General features: G+C 67.8%; 15 protein-coding genes. 10 read left to right on the top strand and 5 right to left on the bottom strand.

Features of this window, described 5'->3' with window-relative positions:
* The first annotated feature begins 105 nt into the window (after nucleotides 1-105).
* The 6 genes from ASC95_RS16615 to ASC95_RS16640 all read left to right on the top strand — a co-directional run bounded on the left by ASC95_RS16615 (nucleotide 106) and on the right by ASC95_RS16640 (nucleotide 9,703).
* Nucleotides 106-2,034 carry a glycoside hydrolase family 3 protein gene (locus tag ASC95_RS16615; protein ID WP_082567889.1) on the top strand — a complete coding sequence of 643 codons (1,929 nt, stop codon included), beginning with the start codon at nucleotides 106-108 and terminating at the stop codon, nucleotides 2,032-2,034.
* 30 nt (nucleotides 2,035-2,064) lie between these two features.
* Nucleotides 2,065-3,087, top strand: a complete 1,023-nt coding sequence (locus tag ASC95_RS16620; RefSeq protein WP_057298816.1) for a LacI family DNA-binding transcriptional regulator — start codon at nucleotides 2,065-2,067, stop codon at nucleotides 3,085-3,087.
* Nucleotides 3,088-3,122: 35 nt separating this feature from the next.
* Nucleotides 3,123-4,406: a tryptophan--tRNA ligase gene (locus ASC95_RS16625; protein WP_057298817.1), complete on the top strand. Its 1,284-nt coding sequence runs from the start codon at nucleotides 3,123-3,125 to the stop codon at nucleotides 4,404-4,406.
* A gap of 1 nt (nucleotide 4,407) precedes the next feature.
* Nucleotides 4,408-4,992 (top strand): ECF-type sigma factor, encoded by a 585-nt coding sequence (locus tag ASC95_RS16630; protein ID WP_057298818.1) that lies wholly within the window; start codon nucleotides 4,408-4,410, stop codon nucleotides 4,990-4,992.
* The gene (locus ASC95_RS16635) at nucleotides 4,992-7,880 is read left to right on the top strand and encodes a serine/threonine-protein kinase (protein WP_057298819.1); all 2,889 of its coding nucleotides are present in this window, start codon (nucleotides 4,992-4,994) and stop codon (nucleotides 7,878-7,880) included. Before ASC95_RS16630 ends, ASC95_RS16635 begins: the two co-directional genes overlap by 1 nt.
* A gap of 122 nt (nucleotides 7,881-8,002) precedes the next feature.
* Complete coding sequence (locus ASC95_RS16640) at nucleotides 8,003-9,703, top strand: AMP-binding protein (protein WP_057298820.1); 1,701 nt, start codon at nucleotides 8,003-8,005, stop codon at nucleotides 9,701-9,703.
* A 48-nt stretch (nucleotides 9,704-9,751) separates the two neighbouring features.
* Here the strand turns inward: ASC95_RS16640 and ASC95_RS16645 are convergent, their stop codons facing one another.
* Both ASC95_RS16645 and ASC95_RS16650 read right to left on the bottom strand, forming a co-directional pair.
* Nucleotides 9,752-11,353 carry a PQQ-binding-like beta-propeller repeat protein gene (locus tag ASC95_RS16645; RefSeq protein WP_057298821.1) on the bottom strand — a complete coding sequence of 534 codons (1,602 nt, stop codon included), beginning with the start codon at nucleotides 11,351-11,353 and terminating at the stop codon, nucleotides 9,752-9,754.
* Nucleotides 11,354-11,537: 184 nt separating this feature from the next.
* Entirely contained in the window at nucleotides 11,538-12,443 is a 906-nt protein-coding gene (locus tag ASC95_RS16650; RefSeq protein ID WP_057298822.1) for a LysR family transcriptional regulator, read from the bottom strand.
* 158 nt (nucleotides 12,444-12,601) lie between these two features.
* On the opposite strand from ASC95_RS16650, the gene ASC95_RS16655 reads away from it, so the two are divergent.
* The 4 genes from ASC95_RS16655 (at nucleotide 12,602) to ASC95_RS16670 (ending at nucleotide 22,800) form a co-directional block, all read left to right on the top strand.
* Nucleotides 12,602-14,770 (top strand): malate synthase G, encoded by a 2,169-nt coding sequence (locus tag ASC95_RS16655; RefSeq protein ID WP_057298823.1) that lies wholly within the window; start codon nucleotides 12,602-12,604, stop codon nucleotides 14,768-14,770.
* Nucleotides 14,771-15,070: 300 nt separating this feature from the next.
* Nucleotides 15,071-18,013 carry a TonB-dependent receptor domain-containing protein gene (locus ASC95_RS16660; RefSeq protein WP_057298824.1) on the top strand — a complete coding sequence of 981 codons (2,943 nt, stop codon included), beginning with the start codon at nucleotides 15,071-15,073 and terminating at the stop codon, nucleotides 18,011-18,013.
* 698 nt (nucleotides 18,014-18,711) lie between these two features.
* Nucleotides 18,712-21,489 (top strand): TonB-dependent receptor, encoded by a 2,778-nt coding sequence (locus tag ASC95_RS16665; RefSeq protein ID WP_057298825.1) that lies wholly within the window; start codon nucleotides 18,712-18,714, stop codon nucleotides 21,487-21,489.
* 99 nt (nucleotides 21,490-21,588) lie between these two features.
* Entirely contained in the window at nucleotides 21,589-22,800 is a 1,212-nt protein-coding gene (locus tag ASC95_RS16670; RefSeq protein WP_057298826.1) for an NAD(P)/FAD-dependent oxidoreductase, read from the top strand.
* Here the strand turns inward: ASC95_RS16670 and pcaF are convergent, their stop codons facing one another.
* The 3 genes from pcaF to ASC95_RS16685 form a co-directional block, all read right to left on the bottom strand.
* The gene (gene pcaF, locus ASC95_RS16675) at nucleotides 22,801-24,003 is read right to left on the bottom strand and encodes a 3-oxoadipyl-CoA thiolase (protein WP_057298827.1); all 1,203 of its coding nucleotides are present in this window, start codon (nucleotides 24,001-24,003) and stop codon (nucleotides 22,801-22,803) included.
* 165 nt (nucleotides 24,004-24,168) lie between these two features.
* Nucleotides 24,169-25,581, bottom strand: coding sequence for an FAD-dependent oxidoreductase (locus tag ASC95_RS16680; RefSeq protein ID WP_057298828.1), 1,413 nt, complete (start codon nucleotides 25,579-25,581; stop codon nucleotides 24,169-24,171).
* Nucleotides 25,578-26,375, bottom strand: a complete 798-nt coding sequence (locus ASC95_RS16685; RefSeq protein ID WP_057298829.1) for an enoyl-CoA hydratase-related protein — start codon at nucleotides 26,373-26,375, stop codon at nucleotides 25,578-25,580. Before ASC95_RS16685 ends, ASC95_RS16680 begins: the two co-directional genes overlap by 4 nt.
* Nucleotides 26,376-26,394: the final 19 nt, after the last annotated feature.

Raw genomic sequence — 26,394 nt, forward strand, 5'->3', positions numbered from 1 at the left:
CGCAAATCTAATGCGGCACAGTCGGGGCTGTCAATCTCGTCGGCCCGGGGGTTGACGTTTTTTTGCTTCACCCACTACTGTCGCGTCCCCACCGACGAGCCCTCCATGCCGCGTACATCCCCACTGCTTGCCACCCTGCTCGCCCTGGCCACCACGGCCGGCGCCACTGGAACCGATGCCATCGTGCAGGCCTGGCCGGCGCGCAAACCGGTGCGGGATGCGGCACTGGAAGCCAGGGTCGAGGCCGCGATGCGAGGCCTGACCCTGCGCCAGAAGATCGGCCAGATGACCCAGCCCGAGATCCGCGCGATCACGCCGGAGGAGGTGCGCGACTACGCCATCGGCACCATCCTGAACGGCGGTGGCGGCTGGCCGGGACAGGACCGCGCGGCCACGCCGGCGCAGTGGCGCGAGCTGTCCGAGAAGTTCCAGGCCGCCGCGCTGCAGGCTACGCCGGGCATCCCGCTGATCTGGGGCACCGACGCCGTCCACGGCCACAACAACGTGCGCGGCGCCACCCTCTTTCCGCACAACATCGCGCTCGGCGCGACGCGCGACGCCGACCTCGTGCGCGACATCGGCCGCGCCACGGCACGGGCCATCCGCGCCTCCGGCCTGCACTGGGCGTTTGCGCCGACGCTGGCCGTCGTGCAGGACGTGCGCTGGGGTCGCACCTACGAAAGCTTCGGCGTCGATCCGGCGCTGGTGAAGCGCCTCGGCCAGGCCTCGGTCGGAGGCCTGCAGGACGGCATGAAGGACGGCCGCGGCGTGCTGGCGACGGCCAAGCACTACATCGGCGACGGTGGCACCCGCCGCGGCATCGACCAGGGCGTGACGCAGGCATCGCCGGCCGACCTCGCCAACGTCCATGGCGCCGGCTATCTCGGCGCGCTGGACGCCGGCGTGCTGACCGTCATGACGTCCTTCAGCAGCTGGACGGACAGCGCCGGCTATGTCGAGCACGGCAAGATGCATGGCAACGCCGTGCTGATGACCGGCGTGCTCAAGGAGCGCCTGGCCTTCGACGGTCTCATCGTCAGCGACTGGGACGGTATCGGCCAGGTGCCCGGCTGCACGCCCGAGGACTGCCCGGCCGCCATCAATGCCGGCATCGACGTTGTCATGGTGCCGTTCAAGTGGAAGGCCTTCTACGACAACACGCTGCGCGCCGTGGAACGGGGCCGCATTCCCATGGCCCGCATCGACGACGCGGTGCGGCGCATCCTGCGCGTCAAGTTCAGCATCGGCATACAGCCCGCTGTGCCGGCGACGGTGGAAGCGATGCAGGCGCCCGAGCTGGCACGCCGCGCAGTGCGGGAATCGCTGGTGCTGCTGAAGAACAGGCCCGGCCTGCTGCCGCTCAAGGGGACGGCGCGCTTGCTCGTCGTTGGTGCGGCGGCCGACAGCCTGGCCCACCAGGCCGGCGGCTGGAGCGTGACCTGGCAGGGCCGCGACACCACCAACGTCGACTACCCGCAGGGCACGTCGCTGCTGGCCGCGCTGCGCCAGCGCCTGGGCGCGGCCAAAGTCACTTTCGACGCCGATGGCAGCAGCAGCGACCCCAAGGACTTCGACGCCGTTGTCGCCGTGCTGGCCGAGACGCCCTATGCCGAGGGTGAGGGCGATGTGCGCATCACCGAAAACCTGCGCTTCAGCCGCCGCCATCCCAAGGACGCGGAAGTGCTGCAGCGCGTCGCCGGCCGCGGCAAGCCCGTCATCACGCTGCTGTACTCGGGGCGCCCGCTCTATGTGAACGACCTGGCCAACAAGAGCGACGCCTTCATCGCCGCCTGGCAGCCCGGCACCGAGGGCGCTGGCCTCGTCGACGTACTGGTGGAACCCGTCGCCGGCAAGGCCTGGCCCGCCTTCACCGGCCGGCTGTCCTTCCCCTGGCCCGCCGGTCCGTGCCAGTTCAGCAGCCACGAAGCCAGGCCCTGGTGGCCGGTTGGCGGCGGCCTCAGCGGCAAGGAAGCCAAAGCCGACACAAAGCCGTTGCCCGAGCCGGCCGACCCAGCTCCGATCTGCCCGCTGTGATTCAATCCAGCCCCAAAACCTAGAGGGCGAATGGCAACGATCAAGGATGTAGCGCGGCTGGCTGGTGTGGGCGTGGGCACCGCGTCGCGCGTCATCAGCGGAAACGGTTCCGTCGCGCCGGCCACGGCCGAGCGGGTGCGCAAGGTCATTGCCCAGCTGAAGTTCCGGCCGTCGCACACCGCACGGTCCCTCGGCGCCGGCACGTCCAAGCTGATCGGCGTCTACATCCCCTTCCTGCGCGGCACCTACTACACGCCCATCCTGCGCGCCATCGACCTCGTGCTGCGCGCGCAAGGCCTGCACATGGTGGTGGCCTTCGGCGAGGGCATCGAGGACGAACGCGTCGAGACCAACGACGGCATGCGTTTCCTGCTGGACCGCGATTGCGACGGCCTCATCGTGCTGTCCAACGCGTTGCAGGACGAGGACATCAAGGCCCTGGGCCCGGCGGCACGCCAGGTCGTCGTGCTGAACCGCCACTTCGACCGCATCAAGGACCAATGCTTCACGGCCGACCATGTGCAGGGCGGTGTGCAGGCAGCGCGCGCCCTGCTGCAGCACAAGCACAAGGACATCGCCGTCGTCTCCGGGCCGTCGACCTCACCGGACAACGTGGCGCGCCTGAACGGCTTCATGGGTGAGCTGGCGCTGCGCGGGCTGGACACGTCCAAGATCGTTATCGTGCCCGGCGACTTCTCCAACCAGGCTGGCTGGGATGCGGCCGATGTGCTGCTCAAGCAAAAACGCCTGCCCACCGCCGTGTTCTGCGCCAACGACGAAATGGCCATCGGGCTGCTGGCGCATTTCCAGGAACGAGGCGTGTCCGTGCCGCACGAGGTTTCGGTGCTGGGCTATGACGACTCTCCCAGCGCCGAATTCGCCGCGCCGCGGCTGACCTCGGTGCACATTCCCAGCCACGAAGTGACACTGGCCGGCCTGCACTGGCTGCTGAACTGCTGCTATGGGCAGGAGCTGCCGATCTCGCGACAGTTCGACATCTCCGTCACCTGGCGCGCCTCGGTAGCAGCACCCCCTTCGCGCAAACGCGGCTGACGCCACAATCCGGGGTGAACTTTCACCTTCCCCCCATGTCCCAACGCGTCCTGACCGGCATCACCACCACCGGCACCCTGCATCTCGGCAATTACGTCGGCGCCATCCGCCCGGCGATCGAGGCCAGCCGCACGGCCGGCGTGGAGAGCTTCTTCTTCATGGCGGACTTCCACGCGCTGATCAAGTGCGACGAGCCGGACCGCCTCGCGCACTCCAGCCGCGCCATCGCCGCTACCTGGCTGGCCGCCGGCCTGGACCCTGAACGCGTCACCTTCTACCGCCAGAGCGATGTGCCCGAGATCCCGGAGCTGACCTGGCTGCTGACCTGCGTCACCGCCAAGGGTCAGATGAACCGCGCCCATGCCTACAAGGCGGCCGTGGACGCGGCCGTGGCTGCCGGCGAGGAGCCCGACGCCAACGTGACCATGGGCCTGTTCAGCTACCCGGTGCTGATGGCGGCCGACATCCTGATGTTCAACGCGCACAAGGTGCCGGTGGGCAAGGACCAGGTCCAGCACATCGAGATGGCGCGTGACGTGGCCCAGCGCTTCAACCATCTGTTCGGCCGCGGCCAGGCGCTGTTCACGCTGCCCGAGGCCGTCACCGACGCCGAGATGGAACTGCTGCCCGGGCTGGACGGCCGCAAGATGAGCAAGAGCTATGACAACGTCATTCCGCTCTTCGAAGGCGGCGGCGCGGCGTTGAAGGACGCGGTGGCGCGCATCGTCACCGACTCCAAGCTGCCGGGCGAGCCCAAGGACCCGCAGGGCCAGGCGCTGGTCACCATCTACGACGCCTTTGCGACGACCGAGCAACGCGCCGCCTTCCGCGCGGCCCTGCGTGGCGGCCTGGGCTGGGGCGAGGCTAAGCAGCAGCTCGTCAACCTGATCGAAGGCCAGATCGGCCCGATGCGCGAGCGCTATGCCCACCTGATGGCCCACCCCGAGCAGCTCGAAGCCACGCTGCAGGCCGGCGCCGCCAAGGCCCGCGCCATTGCGGTTCCCTTTCTGAAGCAATTGCGCGAGGCCTGCGGCCTGCGGCCCTACACGTCCACCGCGACGACGGCCACTGCCAAGACAGAGAAAACCGCGATGCCCGTCTTCAAGCAATACCGTGAAGCCGACGGCAAGTTCTACTTCAAGCTGTTGTCCGCGGGTGGCGATCTGCTGCTGCAGAGCAGCGGCTTCGAGCAGGGCCGCGAAGCCGGCCAATGGGTCGCACGGCTGAAGCGCGAAGGTCTTGTGGCCGATGCGCCGGTGCAGCGCGAAGCCAGCGACGCTGCCATCGCCGCCGCCCTCGCCGCCTTCCAGGAAGACTGACGTGGCCGACATCACCGAGCTGCTGATCGGCACTTCGCGTGGTGACGCTGCGTCGCTGCAGCAGCTCTACGCCCTGCTCTACCCCGAGATCAAGCGCGTCGCCCGCATCCGCCTGGCGCAAAGCGGCCCCAGCGGCAGGTCGGCCGGCCTGAACACCACCGCCCTCGTGCACGAGGGCTTTCTGCGCATGGCCGACCAGCAGGGCCTGCAGGGCGAGACGCGCGGCCAGTTCTTCGCCTACGTCGGTCGGGTGCTGCGCTCGGTCGTCATCGACCACCTGCGCACCGAAGGCCGTGACAAGCGCGGCGGCGACGCCGTCATGGTCACACTGTCCGCGGCCGACGACGTGGCCGCCGTGCAAAGCACGGCCATCGACATGCTTGGCCTGGATCAGGCGCTGGAGCGCATGAAGGCCCTGGACAACGGCCTGTACGAGCTCATCGAGATGGTGGGCTTCGCGGGCCTGTCCATCGCCGAGGTCGCGGCGGTGCGGGGCCTGTCCACGCGCAGCATCAATCGCGAATTGCTGAAGGCACGCGCCCTGCTGCAGGAGCTGCTCGGCGACCCGCCCAACTCCGTCTACTGATGAACTCGGGCTTGCAGGCCTCGGACTGGCAGCAGCTGTCGGCGCTGTTCGACGAGCTCGCCGAGCTGCCCGCCGCCGCACGGGCCGAGCGCCTGGCTGCCCTACAGCCGCCCGAGCTGGCCGCACGGCTGGCGCGCATGCTGGCGTCCCTGCCCGAAGACGAAGACACGGACGCCACCGTCCTCGTCGACATGCCGGGCTACAACACCCGCCTGGTCGCCGCGCTGAGCGAGCCGACGCTCTCCACCACCACGCCGCCCCAGCCGGGCGACCGCCTGGGCTCCTGGTGCCTGGCCGAACCCCTTGGCGAGGGCGGCATGGGCCAGGTCTGGCGGGCCGAACGGGCCGATGGCCTCTACCAGGGCGAAGCCGCCATCAAGCTGCTTCGCGGCGACCGCGCCGGACCGGGGCTGGCTGCCCGTTTCGCCCGCGAGCGCGCCCTGCTGGGCCGGCTGACCCACCCGGGCATCGCCCGCATGCTGGACGCCGGCGAGCAGGACGGCCGCGCCTATCTCGTGCTGGAGTACGTGGTGGGCCGCACGCTGTCCGAGCACGTGCGCGCGCACAACCTTGGCCTGGTCGAGCGCGTGAAGCTGCTGCTGGAGGTGGCGCGCGCCGTCGAGCATGCCCATGCCCAGCTCATCCTGCACCGCGACCTCAAGCCCAGCAACGTCATGGTGGAGGACTTTGGCCCCCCGGGCGCGGGTACGCAGCCGGCCCCCCGAGGGGGCGCGGCCGCCCTTGGGAGCGGCCCTGCGCGCGGCAGGGGCAACACCAAGCTGCTGGACTTCGGCATCGCCGGCCTGCTCGACGACTCCGGCCACCAGTCCGACCATCAGCTGACGCAGATCACCGGCCGGCGCCTAACGCCGGCCTACGCGGCGCCCGAGCAGATCACCGGCGAGCCTGTCGGCGTGGCCAGTGACATCTATTCGCTGGGCGTCATGCTCTACGAACTGGCCAGCGGCGAACTGCCCTTCGGCAAGCGTGGCCTGGGCCGCACTGCACTGGAACATGCTGTGCTGCACGGCCAGGCCCAGCGCATCACCCGCTCCACGCGCACGACCGGCTCGGCCGACAGTGCCGGGGACGAGGCCGGCCCCGGCCGCCCCTTCGATGGCGACCGGGCGGCGGGCGACCTGGAGGCCGTCGCCGCCAAGGCCCTGCGCAAGAACCCGGCCGAACGCTATGCCAGCGTCGGCGGCTTCATCGACGACCTCGAGCACTGGCTGGCCCAGCGCCCGGTCAGCGTGCGTGCCGAGGACTGGCGGCATCGCGTGCGGCTCTGGCTGCGCCGCAATGCCGCACTGGCGTTCGGCGCCGCGCTGGTGTTCGCGGCCCTCAGCCTGGGTCTGGCCGTCAGCCTCTGGCAGCGGCACGAGGCCCAGGCCGCAGCGCGCGAGTCCGAGCAGGTCACGGGTTATCTGGCTGAGCTTCTGAGCGCGGCCAGCCCCGACCAGAACGGCGGCCGCCAGCCCACCGTGGTGGAACTGCTGGACCGCAAGCGCCAGGAGCTGGCCACGCGCTTCAACGACCAGCCCGAGGTCAAGGACCGTGTCTTCGACACGCTGGTCAAGACCTATTTCGCGCTGCAGCGCTTCGACGTCGCGGCGCCGTTGGCCGAACAGCGCCTGGCCCATGCTCGCCAGGCCTTCGGTGAGAACGACCCGCGCACCGAGGACGCCGCCGTCTCTTTGGCCGGCCTGCACACCGCCGTCGCCGGCGGCCAGCCCGTGATCGACTTGCTGGAACCGCTGCTGCCTCGCTGGGACAGCCGCTACGGGCAGCTGAGCGAGAAATCCCACAGCCTGCGCCTGCACCTGCTGACGGCCTATGGGCGCCTGGGCCGCTTCGCCGATGCCGAGCGCGAGCTGGCCCTGGCCAAGCGCTCCAACGATGCAATCTATGCCAAGAACCCCTTCGAGCATGCGCGCTTCGCGACCTACGAGAACGTGCTCTATGTCTACGAGGGCCGGCTGCGCGAGGCCGAGCGCTCGCTCGAGGCCGCCAAGCCGTTCTGGAACCCCAAGGAGGCCGAGCGCATCCGTCCGTCCCTGGTGCTGGAGCGCAACCTGGCCTTCGTGCGCTGGCGGATGGCGCGCGAGAGCGCAGCCGAGGCCACGGCGCACAGCGATGACCTGATCCGCCGCTGGGACGCCATCGCACGTCCCGGCAACCATGCCAGCACGCTGATGCGCCAGCTGCTGGCCGTCTATCTGCAGCAGCTTGGGCTTTTCGACCTGGCACTTGGCCAATTGGAGAAGGCCCAGGCCGAGACCGAGGCTGCCGGGGCCGACGACGCCGTGACCGGCCTGCTGCGCCACACCCAGTTGCTGGAGGCCCGCGTGCTGGCCGCCGGCCGCGCCGACACGGCCAGCCTGCAGGCGGCTGCCAAGGCCCTGACCGACCTGGATGCCGCGCCGCTGATCGGTGACGTGCGCCGCGCCGATGGCCTGCTGACGCTCTCGCGCATCGCCATCGCGCCCGGTGCCGGCGAAGCCGGCCAGGCACTGGCGCGCGACATCGAGCACCGCCTGAACACGCTGCGGCCCCTGCTTGCCGAGTCCCGCAACCTGGCCAGCCGCATCGACCTCTTCAAGAGCCGCCTGGCCGGCACGCCGGCGGCCTGGCTGGCGGGCACGCGCATCCGCGTGGCCTATTTCGACGGCCTGCCTGAACCCCAGGGGCTGCCCGAGTGGGCGGCCCGCCTGCAACTGGCCTGTGCGCTGCGCGCGGCCGGCGATCCCTGGCAGGAAGCGCTGACGCGCGCCGAGGCGGCACGCCCGCCCAATCTCGCCGAGTTGACGCCTGCGCCGCATCCGCTGACCGAGGTGGCCGCACAACTCGCGGCAGGCACGGCAGCCGCCGATTGCGACTGGCGTTTCTAGAGCCATGCCTCTAGGCACTGTGGGTAGCGCGTCACGCCGCAGGGTGTTTACCCGGGGGAAGGGCCGCTTTACAGGCGGTTAACTTTGCGACTCCCGAAAAAGAAGTCTGAGGAGACACGCCCATGGCCACCATCGCCGCCGACCAGCTCGCCCTGCAACGCCTGTATCACTGGGAGCGCACTGCCGGTAGCACCGTCACGCTGACACAACCCATGGGCGGCCCCGAGGTCAAGGACTTCACCTGGGCCCAGGTCAGCGACCAGGTGCGCCGCATGGCCGCTTTCCTGAAGGCCAAGGGCGCCGCCGAGGGCTGGCCGGCCGACGCCAAGGTGGCGATGCTGTCCAAGAATTGCGCCTGGTGGTTGATGACCGACCTCGCCATCTGGATGGCCGGTTATGTCTCCGTGCCGCTGTATCCGACGCTGGCGGCCGACACCATCACGCAGATCCTCACGCACAGCGAGGCGCGCTTCATCTTCATCGGCAAACTCGACGGCTGGGAAGGCATGAAGCCGGGCGTGCTGCCCAGCCTGCCCGGCGCCAGCTACGCGCTGTCGCCCGACGACGTGAAGAAGAACTACGAGGGCTGGGACGCCATCTGCGCCCGCACAGAGCCGATGAAGGGCGAGGTCACGCGCGGCGCCGACGAGCTCTGCACGCTGATCTACACCTCGGGCACGACCGGCAACCCCAAGGGCGTGATGCACAACTTCGGCGCCTTCGCCTGGGCCATCGCCGAGGGCCTGGACCGCTTCCCGATGAGCGCCAGCGATCGCATGATGTCCTACCTGCCGCTGGCCCACGTGGCCGAGCGCGTGCTCGTCGAGCACAGCTGGCTGAAGGTCGGGCTCAAGGTGTTCTTCGCCGAATCGCTGGACACCTTCACCGCCGACCTGCAGCGCGCGCGGCCCACCATCTTCTTCAGCGTGCCGCGCCTTTGGGTCAAGTTCCAGCAGGGCGTGCAGGCCAAGATGCCGCCGCAGAAGATGAACAAGCTGCTGCGCCTGCCCATCATCGGCGGCCTGGTGCGCAAGAAGGTGCTCAAGGCGCTGGGCCTGGACCAGTGCCGCATCGCCGTCGGCGGCGCCGCGCCCATGCCGGTGGCGCTGCTGGAGTGGTACGGCATGCTGGGCCTGCACATCAACGAGGGCTATGGCATGACCGAGAACCTGGCGCTGTCGCACATGACCATGCCGGGTAAGAACCAGCGCGGCACCGTCGGCCCGGCCTATGGCGGCGTGCAGACCCGCATCGACCCGGCCAACGGCGAGCTGCAGATGCGCAGCCCGGCGCTGATGATGGGCTACTTCAAGGAGCCGGGCCTGACCGCCGACGCGCTGACCGCCGATGGCTGGCTGCACACCGGCGACAAGGTGACCCAGGACGGCGACGGCTGCGTGCGCATCACCGGCCGCGTGAAGGACCTGTTCAAGACCAGCAAGGGCAAGTACGTCGCCCCGGCGCCCATCGAGGACAAGCTGGGCATGAACCCCAACATCGAGGCCTGCTGCGTGGCCGGCGCCAACATGGGCCAACCGCTGGGCATCGCGATGCTGTCGCCGCAGGGCCTGCAGCGCGCCAGCTCCGAGGCCGAACGCACGGCGTTGATGGCCGAACTCAGCAAGCACCTGGACGACGTCAACGCCCGCCTGGACCCGCACGAGCAGCTCGACACGCTCGTGCTGATCAAGACGCCCTGGACCGTGGACAACGGCTTCATCACGCCGACGTTCAAGGTCAAGCGCAACCGCATCGAGGAGGCCTATGCGGCCAAGTTCGACGCGTGGGCGGGCAAACGGGCCAAGGTGCAAATCGGGGACTGAGCGCGCAGGCCCGCCGCTGAGGCAGTTGGCCTGCGCGAGTGCCGTGCCTCAATCTGGCAACGAGAACGCGTAGAGCTTGCTGTTGGGCGTGCCGAAGCCGAAGTTGCTGTAGCCCGAGCCCCAGTAGAGCGTGCCGTCGGCGATGGCCGCGCCCGACAGGCAGGAGCCGCCGCTCGGATAGCTCCACAGGATGGCGCCGTTCGCACCGTTCATCGCGTACATGCGGCCAGTCGCGTCCAGCGAGCAGGCGTAGACGACGCCATTGGCCGTCGTCACCGGGCCCGAGGGGCCGCCGCCGATACCGCCCGGCGGTAGCGGGTCCAGCGTCTGCCACACCATCGCGCCGGTGGCCGCGTCGAGGCCGAACCAGGCGCCTCGCGTCGTCGGCGCGCTGGCGCCTGTCGGCATCCACGGCACCCCGTTGCTGTTGGCGTTGGCCGTGTAGATGCGCGTGCCGTCCGTCGCCGAGCCCCACTGCAGGCCGCCCGCCGTGCCTCCTGGGCCGGCCTGGGTGACCCAGGCCACCGCGCCGGTGTCCGGGTTGAGCGCCCAGTACTGGCCGCTCTTCTGCCCGAGGCCCAGCAGTTCCACCGGCTTTCCCTTGCCTGCCTTGGACTTGAACAGCGCCGGCGCCTGGCCAAAGTCGTAGTCCGGGCCTGCCGGCGACGGGCAGTTGTCCCCGTCGCCGAAGAAGGGGATGCAATCCACCGTCCAGGCGTCATAGGGGATGGCACGGGTCGCCCAGCGCACGGCCCCCGTCTTCATGTCGAGGGCCAGGACGCTGTCGAAATAATCGTTCACCGGCAGGCAGGCGGCCTTGGCCACCGGATCGGCACCGGCGGCCGACACGCAGGCCAGCACGGGCGGCGGCACCGAGTAGTTGTTGCCGGTGGCGATGTAGACCGCACCCCGCGAGGTATCGACGGCAGGCGAGCTGCCCCAGACGGCATTGCCGGTGTAGCCGGCCGGCGCGAGCGTCGTCCGCCAGCGAATGGCGCCGGTCTTCAGGTCAAGCGCCAGCATGCTGCCGCGAAAGGACAGCTGGTAGCCCGGCACGAAGGCGGCAAGGGCCTCCTCCTGCGACGCGACGCCAACGAAGACCTGGTCGCCATGAATGGTGGCCGACTGCGTGATGATGGCCGCGAAATGCGGATCGGCCTGGGTGCTCCAGGCCAGCGCCCCGGTGTCCTTGTCGAAGGCCAACACCCGGCCGCCAGGGCCGCCGCCCGCCAGGATGGAACCCTGGGTGCCGATGACCACTTTGCCGCCGCCCAGGGCCGGCGTGGCGCGGGCCTTGTCGCGCGGAATGCCGGTTACCGAAGGCAGGTAGACGGCCCAGCGCACGCTGCCATTGCTGCGGTTGACCGCATAGAGATAGCCAGCCCAGTCGGGTACATAGACCGTATCGCCATCAACGGCCGGTGTGGCCGAAACGTCGCCCGCCATCGTCAGCGCCCATTTGACGGCCAGCTGGTTGACATTGCCAACGCCGAGCTTGTGCTCGGACGCCTGGCTGCGTGTGTTCTCGCGGTCACCCCCCGCACTGCTCCATTCACTGCCCTGCGCCGCTGCTGCCACCAGCGGCAGGGCCAGCGCCACTGTCGCAAGGAGGGTGCGCCGCGGCTCTCGAAACCCGGTCGTCTTCTTCATGGAAATTCTCCGTTCCTTGTTGGCGACGCCCGGTGGACGGGCTGTGGTCGGGTGGGCATCGCGCAGCCCGCCACAGCGACGCCTGGCGCCTCACGGCGACTAGGCGGATTGGCCATCAGAGGCCGCCGCGATGACAGCTGCATCGGGGCATACCCCTCGCCGTCCTCTGGGTTGAGGACGACCGCTAGCTGCGCCAGTAATCGGCCCGCCCGTAATGCGCGCGCAGATGCTCCACCCACAGCCTCGTGCGCAGCGGCAGATGACGCGACTGCGGGAACACCGCATAGATGCCGTTGGGCGGCGCAGCGAAGGCGTCCAGCACGCTGACCAGGCGGCCCGCAGCCAGGTCGGCTTCGACCTCCCAGGTGCTGCGCCATGCCAGGCCCATTCCTTCCACGCACCAGTCGTGCAGCACCTGACCGTCGCTGCAATCGAGCCGGCCGACCGGACGCAGATGCTGCACGGCACCGTCGATCTGGAAGGCCCAGCCGCGCACCTGGCTGGCCTCGGAGCTCAACGTCAGGCAGGCGTGGCGGCCGAGCTCATCGGGGTGCTTCGGCGTGCCGGCGCGCTTCAGATAGCCGGGAGCGGCCACACACAGCCGCCGGTTGTCGGCCAGCCGCGTGCTGACCAGACTGGAGTCGGGCAGGTCGCCCACACGCACGGCACAGTCGAAGCCCTCGTGGACGATGTCGATGACGCGGTCACTGAGGTTGAGCGACAGGCTGAGGTCGGCATGCTCGGCGAGAAAGCCCGGCACCAGCGGCGCAACATGCCTGCGGCCGAAGCCGGCAGGCGCCGTCACGCGCAGATGGCCACTGGCCTTGAGGCCGCCGGCACTGACGGCAGCTTCCGCATCGGCCAGCGAGGCGATCAGGCGCTGGCAGTCCTCCAGGAAGGCCTGGCCCTCGGACGTCAGCGTCAGCCGCCGCGTCGTACGCAGCATCAGCTTGACGCCCAGGCGCGCCTCCAGCGCGTCCAGCCGCCGGCCCATGACGGCAGGCGCGACGCCCTCGGCCTGGGCCGCCGCCGTCAAGCTGCCCTTGCCGGCGACGAGGACGAAGGACTCCATCTGCTTGAGCTTGTCCATGCCCCGGATTGTGCTGGGCGACAGACGCAAAGACAGCGGTTTCATGAAGGATCTTTGCGTTTTTGTCACAGATGAATGGCGTGCTCCGCAGCGAATCCCGACACGCGACGCAGCTAGATTGGCGACATCCGTTGTTGCCTTCTCGCAGGAGTCCCGCCATGCCTCGCACCACCCTCCACCGCCTGCAGGTCGATGCCGACCTGGCCCGCTTCATCGACACCGAAGTGCTGCCTGGCACCGGCGTTTCGGCTGACGCCTTCTGGGCCGGCTTCAGCCGGATCGCCCATGAGCTGGCGCCGATGAACCGCGCGCTGCTGGCCGAGCGCGACCGACTCCAGGCCGAGCTGGACGCCTGGCACGAGGCCCATCCCGGCCCCATCACCGACATGCCGGCCTACCGCGGCTTCCTGCAGCGCATCGGCTACCTCGTCGAGCCGCCCGCCCAGGTGCAGGCGACCACCGCCAACGTCGATGCCGAGCTGGCCCTGCAAGCCGGCCCGCAGCTCGTCGTGCCCATCCTGAACGCGCGCTATGCGCTGAACGCGGCCAATGCGCGCTGGGGCTCGCTGTATGACGCGCTGTACGGCACCGATGCCATCTCCGAGGCCGACGGTGCCACCCGCGACGGTGGCTACAACCCGGTGCGCGGCGCCAAGGTCATCGCCTTCGCCCGCCAGGTGCTGGATCAGGCGGCACCGTTGGCTGAAGGCTCGCACAGCCAGGCGGTGGCCTACCGCATCGAGGGCGACCAGCTCTCCGTCACGCTGGCCTCGGGCGACGTGACGGGGCTGGCCGACGCGGCCACCTTCGCCGGCTACCAGGGCGCCCCTGACGCGCCCAGCAGCGTGCTGCTGGTCCACCACGGCTTGCACCTGGACATCCGCATCGACCGCAACACGCCCATCGGCAAGACGGACCCGGCCGGCATCGCCGACGTCGTGCTGGAGTCCGCGCTGTCCACCATCCTGGACCTGGAAGACTCCGTCGCCGCTGTCGACGCCCAAGACAAGTTGCTCGCCTACCGCAACTGGCTGGGCATCCAGCTCGGCACGCTGACTGAGGAGGTGGCCAAGGGCGGCAGGAGCTTCACGCGCCGCCTGAATGCCGACCGCGTCTACACGGCGCCCGGCGGCGGCACGCTGACGCTGCATGGCCGCTCGCTGATGTTCGTGCGCAATGTCGGCCACCTGATGACCAACCCGGCCATCCTGCTCGATGACGGCAGCGAGATCCCCGAGGGCATCATGGACGCGGTCGTCACGACGACCATCGCGATGCACGACCTCCAGCGCCGCGGCAACAGCCGCACCGGCTCGGTCTACATCGTCAAGCCCAAGATGCACGGCCCGGCCGAAGTCGCCTTCGCCGCCGAGCTGTTCAGCCGCGTCGAACAGTTGCTCGGCTTGCCGGGCAGCACCGTCAAGTTGGGCATCATGGACGAGGAGCGCCGCACCTCCGTGAACCTCAAGGCCTGCATCGCCGCCGCCGCCAGCCGCGTCGCCTTCATCAACACCGGCTTCCTGGATCGCACCGGCGACGAAATGCACACCGCCATGCGCGCCGGCCCCATGCTGCGCAAGGGCGACATGAAGGCGGCGAGCTGGATCCAGGCCTATGAGCGCAGCAATGTGTTGACAGGCCTGGCCTGCGGCCTGCGCGGCCGCGCCCAGATCGGCAAGGGCATGTGGGCCATGCCCGACCTGATGGCGGCCATGCTGGAGCAGAAGGTCGCCCACCCCAAGGCCGGCGCCAACACCGCCTGGGTGCCCTCGCCCACCGCCGCGACCCTGCATGCGCTGCACTACCACCAGGTCAGCGTGGCCGCGGTGCAGCAGGAGCTGGAGAAGGTCGACCTCGCCGCCGAACGCGAGGGCATCCTGAACGCGCTGCTGACGATTCCGGTTGCTCCCAAGGTGGACTGGACGGCGGAGCAGCGCCAGCAGGAGCTGGACAACAACGTGCAGGGCATCCTGGGTTACGTCGTGCGCTGGGTCGACCAGGGCGTGGGCTGTTCCAAGGTGCCCGACATCAACGGCGTCGGCCTGATGGAGGACCGCGCCACGCTGCGCATCAGCAGCCAGCACATCGCCAACTGGCTGCGCCATGGGGTCGTGACGGCCGAGCAGGTGCGCGAGACCTTCAGCCGCATGGCCCGCGTCGTGGACGGCCAGAACGCCGGCGATCCGGCCTACCAGCCGTTGGCCGCCAACCCGCAGGGCGCGGCCATGCAGGCGGCGCTCGATCTGGTCTTCAAGGGAGAGGCCCAGCCCAGTGGCTATACCGAGCCGCTGCTGCATGCCTGGCGCTTGAAGGTGAAAGGCCGCTAATACGCCGCCGATACGCCGCGGCAACGCCTCAATACATTCGTTAACATTCAGTCTGCGGGGATTACGTCGTCTCCAGACAACAAAGGCTCGTCAGTTCGGGATGAACTGACGAAGCTTTCCCTCGGCTTTCATAGGGTTACAGCAAGCTTGCAGCCCGCGCGGCGACTCAATTAGGGGGAACCCGAGGTGGCGGCCGGGTTGGGTCGCTCAGACTACTGCCCTCTTCGCCGCGTCACCGCGGTGCGAGTCAAGCCTTGGCCACCACGCCGAGCGGGTGATCGATCCCCTTTGGAGTTATCTATGTTCAAACGAAATGCATTGAGCGCAGCGGCGCTGGCCTGCCTGGCTGCGGCGACCCTGCCGGCCTTGGCCCAACAACAGTTGGAGCGCGTCGAAGTCACGGGCAGCCGCATCCTGTCCGTCAACGCCGAATCGGCAGCGCCCATCCAGGTGATGACGGCAGCCGACATCCAGGCCTCGGGCGTCACCAACCTGCAGGACCTGCTGCTGAAGAACCCGACCTTCGGCACGCCTTCCATCAGCCGCACGAATTCGAACTTCTCGACTTCGAGCGCCGGCGTGTCCACCATTGACCTGCGTAACCTGGGCATCGACCGAACCCTGGTCCTGGTGAACGGCCGCCGCTATGTGTCTGGCGTCCCGGGCTCCATGGCCGTCGACCTGAACACCATCCCGACCGATTTCATCGAGCGGGTTGAAGTGATGACCGGTGGCGCCTCGTCCACCTACGGCTCCGACGCCGTGGCTGGCGTGGTCAACATCATCCTGAAGCGCAACTTCGAAGGCGTCAACCTGGATGCTTCGTTCGGCCAGAGCGCCAAGCAGGACGACACGCTGAAGAAGTTCGGCATCACGTTCGGCACGAATTCGGCCAACGGCAAGGGCAACGTCATGGCCCACTTCGCCGTCAGCAAGCAGGGCGCCGTGTTCTCCCGTGACCGCGATTTCGCAGCCATCGACCAGATCTCGGAAGGTGGCGGCCTGACCGGCGACGCCGCCAACATCTTCACCATCGTGAAGCCGTTCTACTCGAGCTTCGCGCCTCAAGGTCGTTTCTTCTATACCAACGGCGCCGGCACGGCGACCAGCCGCACCTTCGACGCCAACGGCAACCTGATCCCGTTCTCGTCCAACGGGCCCGCCGGCGACGGCGTCGGTGCGACCGGCTACAACCGCTCCGCCGTGCGCACCATTGCGATCCCGACAGACCGCGTGTTGATGGCCACCAAGGGCGACTATGCGATCAGCGAGTCGCACAACCTGTTCTTCGAAGGCACCTACGCCAACACCAAGACCTTCACCCACCTCGAGCCCTTCCCGCTGGACTCGGCTGTGCAGGTCACCCCGGGCGGCGGCAACATCCCGGCCGAAACGCTGGTCAACGGCGTCAAGGTCGCCAACCCGCTGATCCCCCCAGCCCTGCTGGCGCTGATGACGGACCGCAACGGCGATGGTCTGAAGGACTACAACTTCACCCGCCGCATGTCCGACGTCGCCGACCGCACGTCGTCGGCCAGTCGCGACACCTTCCGTGTCGTTGGTGGCCTGAAGGGCGACCTGACCAAGACCTGGTCCTACGAAACCTTCGTCGGCTATGGCTTCACCCGTGAAGGCCAGACTGGCACCGGCCAGATCAACACGCCAAATCTGTTCAATGCGCTGAACGTCATCAAAGATGCCTTTGGCGCCCCGATCTGCGCAAGCGCCGATGCTCGCAAGCAGGGTTGCGTGCCGGCCAACATCTTCGGCGCCAACACGCTGAGCGCGGCTGCGGCCAAGTACATCAACGCCCCGAGTTCGCTGAACACCCGCGTGACGCAGAAGATGGCCGGCGCCTCGGTGTCCGGTGACGCGTTCGAGCTGCCCGCCGGCCCCGTCGGCATTGCCGCTGGCTATGAATGGCGCCAGGAATCGTCGTCTACCGAGTTCGACGCGCTGACGCAGTCCGGCTTGAACGCCGGCAATGCGCTGGCCAACACGGCAGGCCGTTATTTCGTCCGCGAGCTGTTCGTCGAAGCCAAACTGCCGCTGCTCAAGAACCTGCCGCTGGTGAAGAGCCTGGACGGCACGGTTGCCTATCGCCACGGTGACTACTCCAGCGTCGGCGGTACCAACAGCTGGAACCTGGGCCTGGACTGGGCCATGAACTCGACGTTCCGCACCCGGGCCACGCTGGCGCAATCGACGCGCGCGCCCAATGTGGGCGACCTGTACCAGGGCGCTTCGCAGACCTTCCCGACCGGCATCATCGACCCCTGCGCCAACGTGCTGTCCAGCGACACGAGCGCGCTGGGCACGGCTTGCAAGAGCTACCCCGGTGTCGTGGCCAACATGGCCGCCAACGGCGGCAAGTTCACGCTGAGCCAGGCCGACGTGCAAGGCATCAGCGGCTTCGACTCGGGCAACGTGAACCTGAAGTCGGAGAAGGGCCGTTCGCTGACCGTGGGCGTCGTGCTGACACCCAAGACCTTCGACCTGTTGAAGAACTTCACGTTCACGGCCGACTACTACGACATCAAGATCGCCGACGCCATCAACAGCCCGGGCCGTGCCTACACGCTGGACCAGTGCTTCAACAAGGCCAACCCGCTGTACTGCGGCTTCATCACGCGCCGTACGGCCGTGCAGGGCGCCTACAGCGCCGGTTCGCTGGAGTACATCAACCAGGCGCCGGTGAACAGCGGTGGCGAGCGCGCCAAGGGCATTGACCTCACCTCGAGCTACGCAGAGAAGGTGGGCCCCGGCACGCTGTCGGCACGCCTGACCTGGACGCATCTGCTGGATGCCTGGAACAAGCCGACTGACGATGCGGACAAGGACACCTCGCTGAGTGAAGTGGGCAACTCGCGCAACCGCTGGATGCTGAACCTGGGCTACGCCTCGGGTCCGTGGGCGATCAACACGACGACGACCTTCATCGGCAAGGCCTATCTGGACGATCAGTTCATGGCCCAGCTGTGCAACGTCGACGCGAACGGCGACTGCGTATCCGACGCCCGCAAGGAACAAGGCAAGATCGGTTCCAAGACCTACTTCGACCTGCAGGGCAGCTACAAGTGGGGCAAGGCGCAGTTCTACGCCGGTGTGAACAACCTGTTCGACGCCAAGGCTCCCCCGATCATTTCGGGCCTGCCAGGCAACGTGACCGGCGCCGAGACCGATGCCGGTACGTATGACGCCATCGGCCGTCGCTACTACGTGGGCGTGCGCTACAGCTTCTAAGCGCTTGCAACAGGGGGGCCTTGACGGGCCCGTCCTCGGTACTCGCAACCGACCCGTCGATCTGACAGGTCGGTTTTTTTATGCCGGCTCCTCGGCAACTTCTCCGCCGACACGCCGCCCCTGTCTTGGTGGCACTCGGGCGCGGCGACAAACCGCAACTGGCCCGGCGGTTGAAGGAAGGGGCAGTCAGCTTGACCAGTGGTCCTGACCTACTTCGCGCGCCAACGCTGTAACCGACCGTTTTAATGGCGATGGCGGGATTGGATGGGTGGCTGCTTCGTTGCGCCGGCACGGCCTGTTCGCGCCTTGATACCGCCGAACAAGGCAGCCCACAACCCTGTTTCGTTATGCCAGATGACCGATTCGGCATGAAAGCCCCCCGCGAGTGGGCGGCCCCGGCCAGTTGCTGCAATGTTGCTTTGTCGCAAAAGCTATTGGCGACCTCCTGCTCGGCGTCTCATCTTTGCAACGTTTTCCGTCGACAAGCCAACGGCAATCTAGGGGTTGCCAGGCAAAACGAGTCGAAAGCGTCACTGCGGAACGGCGCCGTCCGCTCAATTGGTACGAACCCCCAAGGGTCACCAGCAAACTTTCCTCACACTTCCGGGCGTTCTCCCCGGCACAACGGCCGGGCTGTGGACTGTTGCTTCGTGGCCCACCAGGCCGGCAAGCTGTCTTTATCGTCAGGAGTTTCATCGATGTTCAAACGTCACGCCGTCAGCGCCGCAGCGCTGGCTTGTCTCGCTGCTGTCATGCAGCCGGCTCTCGCGCAGCAACAGCTGGAGCGCGTCGAGATCACGGGTTCCAGCATCAAGCGGATCGCAAGCGAGGGCGCACTGCCCGTGCAAGTCATCAGCTCTGAGCAGATCAAGGTCAGCGGCGCCACCAGCGTGTCCGAACTGCTGCAACGCATCCCCGCCATGCAGGGCTTCCAGATTCCCGACATTGCCATCGGCACCAACTCTGGCGGCACCGCCTTTGCATCACTGCACGACATCGGCCAGGCCTACACGCTGGTGCTGCTCAACGGCCGGCGTCTGGCCCCTACGGGTGACGGTGGTCGCGTCAACCTGAACTCGATCCCCATGAGCGCGATCGACCGCATCGAAGTGCTGACGGACGGCGCATCCGCTCTCTATGGCTCCGACGCCATTGCCGGCGTCGTGAACTTCGTGCTCAAGCGCAACAAGCAGGGCGGTGAAATCACTGTCGGGTACTCAGACCCACTGGAAGGCGGTGGCAAGTCGGCCAACATCTCCCTCACGTATGGCTTCGGGGACATCGAGCGCGACCGCTTCAACATCGTGGCCACCTACCGCCACGACGACCAGAAGAAGCTGAAGTCGGGTGATCGCGATTTCGCCAAGTCGGCTTACCTGCCCGTCAGCCTCCAGGGCAAAAACTACGTCTACGACCGCACCAGCACGTCCGCCGACCCGGCCAATGCCCAGGTGACGTTCAAGAAGATCGGTGCCGACACCGCGACGCTCGGCGCTTACTCCTTCAACCCCTACCTGATGGAAAAGGGGCAGTGCGCGCCGAACAACTTCTACAGCCTGGCCAACACCATTCCGGCAGGCGGCACGGCCAAGGTCGGTACGGCGCAATGCGCGTTCGACTTCGTTTCCACGATTGACATCTATCCCGAATACAAGCGTGATTCGGCTTTCGTCACGGGTCAGCTCAAACTCAGCGACAACGTCAAGCTGTTCTCTGATATCGCCTACACCCGCTACGACCTGATCGCCCGCATCGCGCCCAACCCGGTGCCCATCGCAATCCCGGTTGGATCGGCGCTGTACAACAAGTACGTCTCGCCGTATCTGACCGCCGCGCAGCAGGCCCGTGTCAGCACCGTCACGGCGGGCTTCCGTGCCACGGACTTCGGAACTCGTGATTCGCAAACCTTCACCGATTCCAAGCACGTCGTCGTCGGCGCCGAAGCCGACATCGGCAGCTGGAACATCAACGGCGCGCTGACCTGGTCGCAAAACGCACTGGACGAACACTACATCGGCGGCTATTTCAAGACCACCGAGTTCACGAACATCGTCAACACGCTCGCGATCGACCCCTTCGTGCCGTCGGGCAACCAGAGCGCGGCGGCCCAGAAGCTGATCGGCGACTCCATCTACCACGGCAGCATCCGCACTGCGTCCACGACGCTCAAGGGCGGCGACGTGCGCGCCTCCGGCGAAATCTTCAACCTGCCCGCCGGGGCGGTGAGCCTGGGTGTCGGGGCGGACGTCCGCAACTACCACTACAAGCAGACACCGTCCAGCGATGCGGTCAACGGCGTCATCTACAACTTCGGCGCCAATCCGCAATACGACCTGGAGCGCGACAACCTCGGCGTGTTCGCTGAATTGCAGATCCCGGTCATCAAGGGCTTGGAGGTCAACACGTCGCTGCGCTACGACAGCATCAGCAAGATCAAGGACGCGGTGAACAACCGCGATTTCGGCAAGACCGAAAAGGCGACGACCTACAAGCTGTCGGGCAAATACCAGATCTCCAATCAGGTGATGCTGCGCGGCTCCTATGGCACGGGCTTCAAGGCGCCTGACATGCTGGACATCGCGCAGCCGCTGGTCTCCAACGGCGTCACGGCGTCCAGCTACGACTGCCCGTTCCCTGGCGACGGTAGCGGCTCGCCGCCCTGCAAGCCCGGCAAGGCACAGTACACACAGCTGAGCGGCGGCAACGAGAACCTGAAGGCCGAGAGGTCCAAGCAGGCCACCATCGGTATCCGCGTCGAACCGACCTCGAGCTTCAGCGCCGCCTTCGACTACTGGCAGGTGAAGCTGCGCGATGCGGTCAGCGGCGTGTCGGCGAACCAGGCTTTCGGCGATCCGCAGAAGTACCAAAGCCTGTTCACGACCTACAAGCAACCGGCTGAAACGTCGAACTACTACGCCTTCATGGCCTTGTCGACCAACATCGGCCAAGCCATCACCAAGGGTATCGACTGGGAGCTCGAAGGTCGCGTGGATATCCCCTCGGTCGGTCGACTCACGACTTCGCTGGCTGGCACGTACATGATCGAGTCCTCGTATACCCGCGCGGGCACGAGCAACGACTTCACGGACAGCATGGGCCACTACGGCGAAAACGCTGCGGTCACCTTCCGCAACATCTTCAGCACGCAGTTCAAGCTCCAGACAGGTGCGTTGACCAATTCGCTGCTGTTCAAGTACCGCAGCAAGTACCTCGACCGCGTTCAGACCGTTCGTGACCTGTCGACAGGCAAGAACACGACCATCGCGCTCGACGTTCCCGAGTACTTCACCTTGGATTACCAGGGCTCGTACAAGTGGAGCAAGGCGCTGGAACTTCGTCTGGGCATTACCAATCTGCTGAACAAGGCACCGCCGCTGACGCTGCGTGACTCTTCAGGCCATCAGGTCGGCTACGACCCGCGTTACGCCAGCCCGCTGATGCGTACCGTCTACGTGACCGGCAGCTACAGCTTCTGATGACGTGATGCGCCGGCTGCGTGCCGGCGTCTGCAAGGCCCGCCTCGGCGGGCCTTTTTCATTTCGGCTGCGAAAATAGGCGCGCTCCCGACCACCGCCATGACAGCCTTCCCTTCAGATACCGACGTTCTCATCATCGGCGCAGGCCCCGCCGGCAGCGCCTGCGCAAGGTTGCTGGCCCGATCGGGCGTGAATGTCCTGCTGGTCGACCAGCACCCGCCCGGCCGCGACAAGATCTGCGGCGACGGCCTGATCCCGGACGCCCACAGGGCCCTGGCCCGCCTGGGTCTGCTGGACGACGTCATGCGCCGCGCCCAGGCCGTGGCCCATGTCGGCTGCATCGGCCCGCGGGGCGGCCGCATTGACGTGCCAGGCTCACTGGCGGTGCTGCCGCGCAAGGAGCTGGACGCCTTGCTGCTGCAGGCCGCCCAGGACGCCGGCGCTCGCTTCGAGCAGGCGCGCTTCGAGGCCCCGCTGGAAGCCGACGGCCGTGTCGTCGGCGCCCGACTCAAGCGGGGCGACGAGATCGTCGAAGTGAAGGCACGCTGGGTCGTGCTCGCGACCGGCGCCGTCCCCAAGGCGTTGACGGCCGCCGGCATGTGCGAACGCCACACGCCCAGCGGCGTGGCCCTGCGCGGCTATGTGAAGGCGCCGCAGATGGTCGGCAAGATCAAGGCGCTGGAAGTCGTCTGGGACAAGTCGGTGCGGCCGGGCTACGGCTGGATCTTCCCGGCGCCTGATGGTCATTTCAACATCGGCGTCGGCGTGACCGACAGCCACAAGGACCTCGGCGGCGGCAAAGGGCAGAAGAAGGACGTCAATCTGCGCGCCATCTTTGATGCCTTTGTCGCCAAATACGCGCCGGCAGCGGAGCTGATGCGCGTGGGCGAGCTGGTCGGTGAGCTCAAGGGCGCTCCGCTGCGTTGCACGCTGACCGGCGCCACCTGGACGCGCCCCGGTCTGCTCGTCACCGGCGAGGCGGCCGGCAGCACCTATTCCTTCACCGGCGAAGGCATTGGCAAGGCCATGGAGACCGGCATGCTGGCGGCAGATGCGCTGATCAGGCATCGCGACGACGATGCCGCCGCCCGAGCCGCCTACGAGGCCAGCCTCACGGCGCTCAAGCCCAAGTTCGACCTGTACGAGCGCGCCAACCGCGTCAACGCCCACCCCTGGTTGGCCGACCTGCTGATCTGGCGAGCGAAGAAGAGTTCACGCCTGCTTGCCCGCATGGGCGGGGTGCTCAACGAGACCAGCAACCCGGGCAACCTGGTCAGCCTGAAGGGCATCAGCCGACTCTTCTTCGAGTGATCAGACGCGCTCGACGATGAGGGCGATGCCCTGGCCCACACCGATGCACATGGTGCACAGCGCATAGCGGCCATTCGTCACTTCGAGCTGGTTGATCGCCGTCGTCACCAGCCGCGCGCCGCTGGCGCCGAGCGGGTGGCCCAGTGCAATCGCACCGCCGTTGGGATTCACGCGGGCGTCGTCGTCCGCCAAGCCTAAGTCGCGCAGCACGGCCAGGCCCTGGGCGGCAAACGCCTCGTTCAATTCGATGACGTCCATCTGCGCCAGCGTCAGCCCGGTCAGCGCCATGACCTTGCGCGTCGCCGGTGCCGGGCCGATGCCCATGATGCGCGGCGCGACGCCAGCCGTGGCCATGCCCACCACGCGGGCGCGGGGCCTGAGGCCATGGCGGGCCGCTTCGGATTCGCTGGCCAGCAGCAGCGCGCAGGCACCATCGTTGACGCCACTCGCATTCCCAGCCGTCACGCTGCCCTCTGGCTTGACGACGCCCTTGAGCCTGGCCAGCGCCTCGATGCTGGTCTCGCGCGGATGCTCGTCCAGCAGCACGCGAACCGGCTCGCCCTTCTTCTGCGGCACCTCCACGGGCACGATCTCACGTTCGAAGAAGCCACGCTTCTGCGCTGCGAGCGCTTTCATCTGCGAGGCCAGCGCCATGCGGTCCTGGGCCTCGCGCTCGATGCCGAAATCGGCGGCGACGTTCTCGGCCGTCTCGGGCATGGCGTCAACGCCGTACTGGGCCTTCATCTGCTTGTTGATGAAGCGCCAGCCGATGGTCGTGTCATAGACCGCGTTGGCGCGGCTGAAGGCTGACTCCGCCTTGGGCATGACGAAGGGCGCACGGCTCATGCTCTCGACGCCCCCGGCAATCATCAGCCCGGCCTCGCCGGCGCGGATGGCGCGCGCGGCGGTGCCGACGGCGTCCAGGCCCGAGCCGCACAGGCGGTTGACCGTGCTGCCGGGCACGTCCACGGGCAGGCCGGCCAGCAGCGCGGCCATGCGGGCGACGTTGCGGTTGTCCTCGCCGGCCTGGTTGGCGCAGCCGTAGATGACGTCGGCCACCTGGGCCCAGTCGACATTGGCATTACGGGCCATCAGCGCCTTGATCGGCAGCGCGCCCAGGTCATCGGCGCGGATGGAGGACAGCGCGCCGCCGTAGCGGCCGAAGGGTGTGCGAATCGCGTCGCAGATGAAAGCTTGGTTCATTGAGTGTTCCGTTTCATGTTCAGGTTTGCGGGCCGAGCGACGGGCCGCTCCCTAGCCGGCCCGCCTTGGCGATGTGCTTGCGGCTCGATGCCGCAAGCATCGCCGTCCCCTCGGGGGACCGACCGGACATGCCCGCGTTCAGCGGCGCAGGGCTGGGCGAGGGGCTCATCGCAGATACGGGCTCACGCGATAACGCTCGCCGCGATAGTGGTGATCGAGTCGGTTCAGCAGCGCGGCGACCGGTGCGGAGCCCCAGAAGGCCAGCCATTCGAAGGGCCCGGCCGGATAGTTGACGCCAAGTTTCATCGCCGCATCCGCGCCGGCCTCATCGCAGACGCCCTGGGCGACAGCATCCGCCGCCTCGTTGATCAGCATCGCAATCGTGCGCGCGACGACGAGACCGGGCAAGTCGGCCATGGCGCGCGGCACCAGGCCCAACCGGGTTAGCCATGCGGCCGTGGTGGCGTCGCCGGCATAGGCGAGGTCGCCGGTGGGGGCGAGCGGCAGGTCAAACACCGCCGTACCGGGCCCGAATTCGCGCGCGCGCCGGCCGTCGGTCAGACGCAGTTGGCGGCCATCGACAGCCACGCCGACCCAGTCGCTGTCCAGTTCGCGCACGGCCTCGGGCAGGTTGGCGACGAAGCGCTCGGCCAGGGCGCCGCGGCCATGCACAACGAGACGGGCCGCCCGTGGCGGCGCAATGCTGACGGCCGGCAGGGCCGGCGGCCCTTCTGGATAGCGGTAAAAGCCCCGCCCGCTCTTGCGGCCGAGGAAACCGGCGTCGACCAGCTCCTGCTGCACCAGCGAGGGCGTGAAGCGGCGGTCAAAGAAGTTGGCCGCGAAGACCGAATGGGTCACGGCGAAGTTGGTGTCATGGCCGATCAGATCCATCAGCTCGCAGGGCCCCATGCGAAAGCCCGCGGCGCGCAACAGCGCGTCGATGAGCTCGGGCGGTGCGGCACGGTCCTGCAGCAGCATCAGTGTCTCGGCGTAATAGGGCCGGGCGATGCGGTTGACGATGAAACCGGGCGTCGAGCGGGTGTGCACCGCCGTCTTGCCCCAACGGGCGGCGAGGTCGAAGACCGCCTGCGCGACTTCGGGCGAGGTGCCAAGGCCGGACACGACCTCGACCAGCTTCATCAGTGGCACGGGGTTGAAGAAATGCATGCCAACGAGGCGCTCGGGCTTTTGCATGCCGCGCGCCAGCGTCGTGACCGAGATGGACGAGGTGTTGGTCGCGATGACAGCCTCGGGCGGCAGCAGCGCTTCCAGTTCAGCAAACAGCGCGCGCTTCACGTCGAGGTTCTCGACGATGGCCTCGATGACGAGATCGGCCGGTGCCAAGGCCTCGACCGGTGTGATGCGCGCCAGCGCCGCCTGCGCCGCATCGGCCGTCAGCCTGCCCTTGGTGACCAGGCCATTCAGCATCGCCGAGAGCTTGCTCCTGGCCGCCTCGGCTGCACCGGCACGTGCGTCGAACAGCGCCACTTGGTGACCGGCCTGAGCGGCCACTTGCGCGATGCCGGCACCCATCAGGCCGGCGCCGACGACGAGGATGCGCGAGTCGTTCAGAGTCATGGGTTGGATGTCCAGTTGGGCTTGCGCTTGCCGAGGAAGGCCGCGAAGCCTTCGCGGGCTTCGGACGTCGTGCGCACACGGGCGATGGTCTGGGCGGTCAGCTCGCGAGCCTGGGGGGTGACCGGGCCGGGCGCCAGGCGTGCGTAGAGCTGCTTGATCTCGGCCTGGGCTGCGGGGCCGCAGGCCAGCAGGTCGGCGATGAAGGCGTCTATGGCGGCATCCAGCCCATCGGCGGGCACGACGCGCTGCACCAGGCCGACGCGCTGGGCCTCTGTGGCGTCGATACGGCTGGCCGTCAGTGCCAGCCGCCGCGCTTCGCGCAGGCCGACCGCATTGACGAGATGCGGCCCGATGACCGCCGGCAGGATGCCCATGCGGGCCTCGCTGACCGAGAAGCTTGCCGCCTCGGACGCGACGGCCAGGTCGCAAGCGCAGACGAGGCCGACGCCGCCACCGAGCGCCGCCCCCTGCACGCGGGCGATCGTCGGCTTGGGCGCTTCAGCGATGCGCGCCAGCATGGCCGAGAAGCGGCGGGCGTCGGCGAGGTTGTCGTCCTGAGAAGCGGCGGCGGCGCGCTGCATCCACTGCAGGTCGGCGCCGGCGCTGAAATGCTTGCCGGCGCCGGCCAGCACGATGGCACGGACGCCGGCGTCGCCGCCCAGCTGCGCAAAGGCGGCCTCCAGCTCGGCGATCAGTGTCTCGTCGAAGGCGTTGAACACGGCCGGGCGGTTCATCGTCAGCACGGCGACGCCGTCGTCGCGGCGCCGGAGGTCAAGGGCTGTCCATGGTGGCATGCCGGCATTTTGCACTTTT

It is taken from the genome of Pelomonas sp. Root1217 (genome assembly GCF_001425705.1).
Lineage (GTDB): Bacteria > Pseudomonadota > Gammaproteobacteria > Burkholderiales > Burkholderiaceae_C > Pelomonas.

Bases quoted from the DNA above. Each gene is read 5' to 3' on its own strand.
- ASC95_RS16615 (WP_082567889.1), top strand. From the start codon at position 106: ATGCCGCGTACATCCCCACTGCTTGCCACCCTGCTCGCCCTGGCCACC.
- ASC95_RS16620 (WP_057298816.1), top strand. From the start codon at position 2,065: ATGGCAACGATCAAGGATGTAGCGCGGCTGGCTGGTGTGGGCGTGGGC.
- ASC95_RS16625 (WP_057298817.1), top strand. From the start codon at position 3,123: ATGTCCCAACGCGTCCTGACCGGCATCACCACCACCGGCACCCTGCAT.
- ASC95_RS16635 (WP_057298819.1), top strand. From the start codon at position 4,992: ATGAACTCGGGCTTGCAGGCCTCGGACTGGCAGCAGCTGTCGGCGCTG.
- ASC95_RS16640 (WP_057298820.1), top strand. From the start codon at position 8,003: ATGGCCACCATCGCCGCCGACCAGCTCGCCCTGCAACGCCTGTATCAC.
- ASC95_RS16645 (WP_057298821.1), bottom strand. From the start codon at position 11,353: ATGAAGAAGACGACCGGGTTTCGAGAGCCGCGGCGCACCCTCCTTGCG.
- ASC95_RS16650 (WP_057298822.1), bottom strand. From the start codon at position 12,443: ATGGACAAGCTCAAGCAGATGGAGTCCTTCGTCCTCGTCGCCGGCAAG.
- ASC95_RS16655 (WP_057298823.1), top strand. From the start codon at position 12,602: ATGCCTCGCACCACCCTCCACCGCCTGCAGGTCGATGCCGACCTGGCC.
- ASC95_RS16660 (WP_057298824.1), top strand. From the start codon at position 15,071: ATGTTCAAACGAAATGCATTGAGCGCAGCGGCGCTGGCCTGCCTGGCT.
- ASC95_RS16665 (WP_057298825.1), top strand. From the start codon at position 18,712: ATGTTCAAACGTCACGCCGTCAGCGCCGCAGCGCTGGCTTGTCTCGCT.
- ASC95_RS16670 (WP_057298826.1), top strand. From the start codon at position 21,589: ATGACAGCCTTCCCTTCAGATACCGACGTTCTCATCATCGGCGCAGGC.
- pcaF (WP_057298827.1), bottom strand. From the start codon at position 24,003: ATGAACCAAGCTTTCATCTGCGACGCGATTCGCACACCCTTCGGCCGC.
- ASC95_RS16680 (WP_057298828.1), bottom strand. From the start codon at position 25,581: ATGACTCTGAACGACTCGCGCATCCTCGTCGTCGGCGCCGGCCTGATG.
- ASC95_RS16685 (WP_057298829.1), bottom strand. From the start codon at position 26,375: ATGCCACCATGGACAGCCCTTGACCTCCGGCGCCGCGACGACGGCGTC.